Here is a 4391-nt window from a genome sequence, read left to right as displayed (position 1 = left end):
GGGTGCGACTTGCAGAAGTTGTTGGGTCAGGGTTTTGCTGAGTTGGATATCGACAGTCGTCGCCTGGGTGTGCCGCTGGCTGCCTTCAGGGTTTGCGTGCGGCAGGTCGTTGCTGGCGTCGTCTAGTTGCTGCGTCCAGTACGTCAGTTCCTGTTGCAACTCAGCCCTCTGCCCATACCCCATCAACTTCTCACCCCAGGTCTTATAGGCGCTGGTCTTTTCCGGCAACTCGATCGTCTGACCCGCTTGCAGTTGACGATAGGCCATCTGCAAATCGTCAAACAATATCCGCCAGGACACGCCATCCACCACCAAGTGATGGATGACCAACAGCAAACGCTGGCTGCCGTCCTTCAAATCCACCAGCACTGCCCGCAGCAGCGGTCCATCCTGCAGGTTTAGGCTGCGCTGGGCATCGTCACCCAGCGATTGCAACTGCGTGGTGTCGTCGATTTGGGTTTGCCATAGCACTGATGGCGTGGTCGGACGGTACTCGGCGCTCCAGCCGTGGTCGGCCTGATGGAAGCTCAGACGCAGGGCGTCGTGGTGTTGGATCAGGACATCGAGTGCCTGCTCCAGCAACTGCAGTTCCATGTGTGTGGTGGGCTTGAGCAGCACGGATTGGTTCCAGTGGTGGCGCTCGGGGATGTCGGTATTGAAGAAAAGGTGCTGGATCGGTAGCAGCGGTGCCAAACCTGTGACCGGGCCCTGGTCGATCGCCACGCCCTGGCCCTGGTTTTTCGCCACGCTGGCCAGGTCCTGGATGGTCTGATGTTGGAACAGGTCTTTGGGAGTGAAGTGGATGCCGGCTTGGCGTGCGCGGCTGACGACTTGGATGGAGATGATCGAGTCGCCACCCAGTTCGAAGAAATTGTCGTTCAGGCCGATTTTTGCAACCTTGAGGACGTCTTGCCAGATGCTGGCGATGCGATGTTGCAGATCGTTCTGCGGTGCCACGTAAGCGTGCAGGGCCTGGCTGGCATCGGGGGCGGGCAGGGCTTTACGGTCGAGTTTGCCGTTGGGCGTCAGGGGCAGGTTGGTGAGGAATACCCAGTGGCTGGGCACCATGTAATCCGGAAGATGCTCTTTGAGATGGTACTTGAGTGTGTCACGCAGCAGCTTTTGAGCCACCGCATCACCTAGGGGGCCTGGGGTGGTTACATAAGCAACCAACTGCAGGCTGCCGCAGACATCCTGGGCTAATACGACTGCTTCGCGAATATCCCCCAGTGCCAACAGGCGGGCTTCGATTTCGCCGAGTTCGATACGAAACCCACGAATCTTCACCTGATGGTCGATGCGCCCTGCGTACTCAATGACGCCATCGGCGCGATAACGTGTCAGGTCGCCAGTGCGATACAGGCGCTCGCCGTTGGTGGAAAACGGGTTGGGTATGTATTTTTCGGCGGTCATCGCGGCTCGGCCGAGATAGCCCCGGGTGATCCCGGCGCCGGCCAGATGCAACTCCGCTGCAACCCCTGTGGGAACGGGCTGCAGGTCGGCATCGAGCAGGTAGCTCTGGGTATTGTGCAGCGGGCGGCCAATGTTGGCCTGGCCTGCGACTTCGCGACGAGTCCAGGTGGAGTATGTGGTGTCTTCGGACGGCCCATAAAGGTCGTAGATATGCTCAACCGTGGCCTGCTGCTGGTAGATATTCTCCACCAGCGATTGCTTCAGTGGCTCGCCCGCAAGGTTGATGATGCGAACGCTGTCGGGGATTTGCCCGGCGTGCTGCAAGGCATTGATCGCCGAGGGTACGGTATTGATCAGGCGCACCTGATCCCGGGCGGGCAGGTCGGGCAACTCCAGGGCATTACGGGCGAGGATCAGCGAGCCGCCGTTGGCCAGAGTGACGAAGATTTCCCATACCGAGAGGTCGAAACACACGGAGGTCGAGGCCAACACGCCCTGGATATCTTTCTGGCTGTAGACCTCCTGCGACCAGTGGACCAGCGCCAAGACGTTGCTATGGGTAATGGCCACGCCTTTTGGTTTACCAGTAGAGCCGGAGGTGTAGATCACGTAGGCCAAATTGTCGGGCGCGGCTTGGCTGGCCGGGGCGGTCAGCGGGTAGCCCGCCAGTTGATCTATCAGCAACACCAGGGCCTGGGTGCGGGGTAGTTCGGCGAGCAATTGGGTTTCGGTCAGCAGCACTTGGGCACGGCTGTCTTCGAGCATGTAGGCGACGCGGTCGGCGGGGTAATCCGGGTCCAGCGGCACATAGGCGCCGCCGGCCTTGAGTACGCCGAGCAAGGCCACGATCAATGCGTCGGAGCGCTGCATGGCCACGCCGACTCGCACTTCGGGGCCAACACCCAGTTCGATCAGTTTATGGGCCACTTGATTGGCCCGAGCGTCCAGTTGGCGATAGCTCAGGGTCTGGGTACCGCAGGTCAGGGCCACTGCGTCCGGCTGGCGCGCAACCTGCTCGGCGATCAACCCGTGAATGCTGTGTTGTTGTGGGTACTCAGAGGCTGTGGCGTTCCAGTCGCGCAAGATCTGCTGCTGTTCAACGGCACTGAGCAGCGACAAGCTGACGATGGGCTGCTGCGGGGCGGCGATGCAGCGTTCGAGCAGGTTAAGCCAATGGTTTCCGAGGCGTTCAACGGTGCTGGAATCAAACAGGTCGCTGGCATAGTTCAGGGTAGCCGACAGGCCCTGGGTTGATTGGAAGGTAGTGAGCGTCAGATCAAACTGCGCCGTGCTGTTGCCCCACGTCATACCTTCGACGGTCAATGAGGCGGCCGACGCCGGATGAGTGGTTGCGCTGCCCTGATGGTCATTGAGGTGGTTATACATCACCTGAAACAACGGGTTGAAGCTCAGGTTCCGTTCTGGCTGCAAGGCCTCGACCAGTTGTTCGAAAGGCAGGTCCTGATGCGCCTGGGCATCCAGTGCTGTTTGCTTGACCTGCGCCAGGAGTTGGCTGAAAGACAGTGTGTGATCGAAGTGTGCTTTGAGCACATGAGTATTGACGAAAAACCCCAGCAAACGCTCGGTTTCAACACGGTTACGGTTCGCTACAGGTACGCCTACACGGACGTCGGACTGGCCGGTGTACTTGTGCAACAGCGCCTGGAACGAGGCGAGCAGCAACATAAACAAGGTCACATTGTGTTGCTGGGCAAGCTGTTTGAGGTTGTGTTCCAAGGAGGCTGGAACTGTGACTGCAATGTTCGCCCCTCGATAGTTCTGAACGGCTGGTCGTGGGTGGTCGGTGGGTAACTCCAATACGGGTTGTTCACCACCCAGTTGGGCTTGCCAATAAGTCAATTGGCGTTTGCTTTCACCGGCTTCCATCCAATGACGTTGCCAGATGGCATAGTCGGCGTACTGGATTGTCAGCTCTGGCAAGACGTTTGGCTGGCCTTGCTGATAACCCGAGTACAGTGCAACCAGTTCTTCGACCATCACCTGCATCGACCAGTCATCCGAGACGATGTGGTGTTGGGTCAGCACCAGAACATGGTCATCCTGGCCTAGCTGTAGCAAGGCGACACGTAGCAGTGGGCCTTGCTGCAAATCAAATGGCTGGTAAGCCTGGGCTTGGATAAATGCCTTGATTCCTGCGTCGTCGAGCCCCGGAACGCTGCTTTGCTGGATCTGCATCGGCATGTCGAGGTGAATAATCTGCAATGGTCGATCTTCGCCATGTGCAAACGTGGTGCGCAGCGTCTGGTGGCGGGCTATCAAGGTGTTGAAGCTTTGCTCCAGTGCCGCGACGTCCAGTTTACCTTTGAGCCGTAGGGCAGTTGGAATGTTGTAGGCTGCGCTGTCGGGGTCCAGTTGCCAGAGCACCCACTGCCGTTCTTGAGCGAAAGAAAGTGGGATGGATTCGAAGGCTGACTGCACTTCAGGGATTGGCAGGTTAGCGGGTGAGACCCCTTCAGCCAGCATTTTTTCCAGGTACAGCTCGCGCTTTTCCCGGGGCAGAGTGATGAAGCGCCGGGCAATGCGGGCGGCGACAGTCTTATCCATCAGAACTCCTCCATTTCATCGAGCAGGGCTTCGAGTTTGTCAAGTTTCTGCGCGGTGACAGGTCCTGCCTGCTGCTCAAGCTGGGCGGTAAACGCGCCCAGGGTCGGGTGTTGGAACATCAACTGCGGCGTCAACTGCATACCCAGCTCAAGTTGTAGGCGCGAGACCACGCTCACGACCAGTAGTGAGTGCCCACCCAGTTCAAAGAAGTGGTCCTCAAGGCCGATAGCCTCGACTTTCAATACGTCTTGCCAAATCGCTGCGACCTGCTGTTGCAAAGGGCTACTGGGCGCTACATAGGTTTTTTGCGCCAGACTGGCATCCGGCGCCGGCAACACCTTGCGGTCGAGCTTGCCGTTGGGGGTCAGCGGCAGGCTATCAAGGAACACCCAATGGCTGGGCACCATGTATTC

Annotated in this window: 2 protein-coding genes and 1 pseudogene; all 3 read right to left on the bottom strand. The window is 58.7% G+C overall.

Translation table 11 applies throughout. The features are described from left to right. On the bottom strand, positions 1–2439 hold a 2439-nt coding region (locus tag BHC62_RS29420), incomplete at its 3' end, for an amino acid adenylation domain-containing protein (protein ID WP_371128934.1). Positions 2440–2553: 114 nt separating this feature from the next. Further along, a pseudogene (locus tag BHC62_RS29415) lies at positions 2554–3828 on the bottom strand (condensation domain-containing protein); the annotation flags it as partial. A gap of 149 nt (positions 3829–3977) precedes the next feature. Then, positions 3978–4391, bottom strand: a 414-nt coding sequence (locus tag BHC62_RS25250) for a phosphopantetheine-binding protein (RefSeq protein WP_143007597.1), incomplete at its 5' end; no start/stop codon positions are given.

It is taken from the genome of Pseudomonas sp. 06C 126, from assembly GCF_001855215.1.
GTDB classification, from domain to species: Bacteria; Pseudomonadota; Gammaproteobacteria; order Pseudomonadales; family Pseudomonadaceae; genus Aquipseudomonas; species Aquipseudomonas proteolytica.
This window is presented reverse-complemented; position numbering and strand designations above follow the sequence as displayed.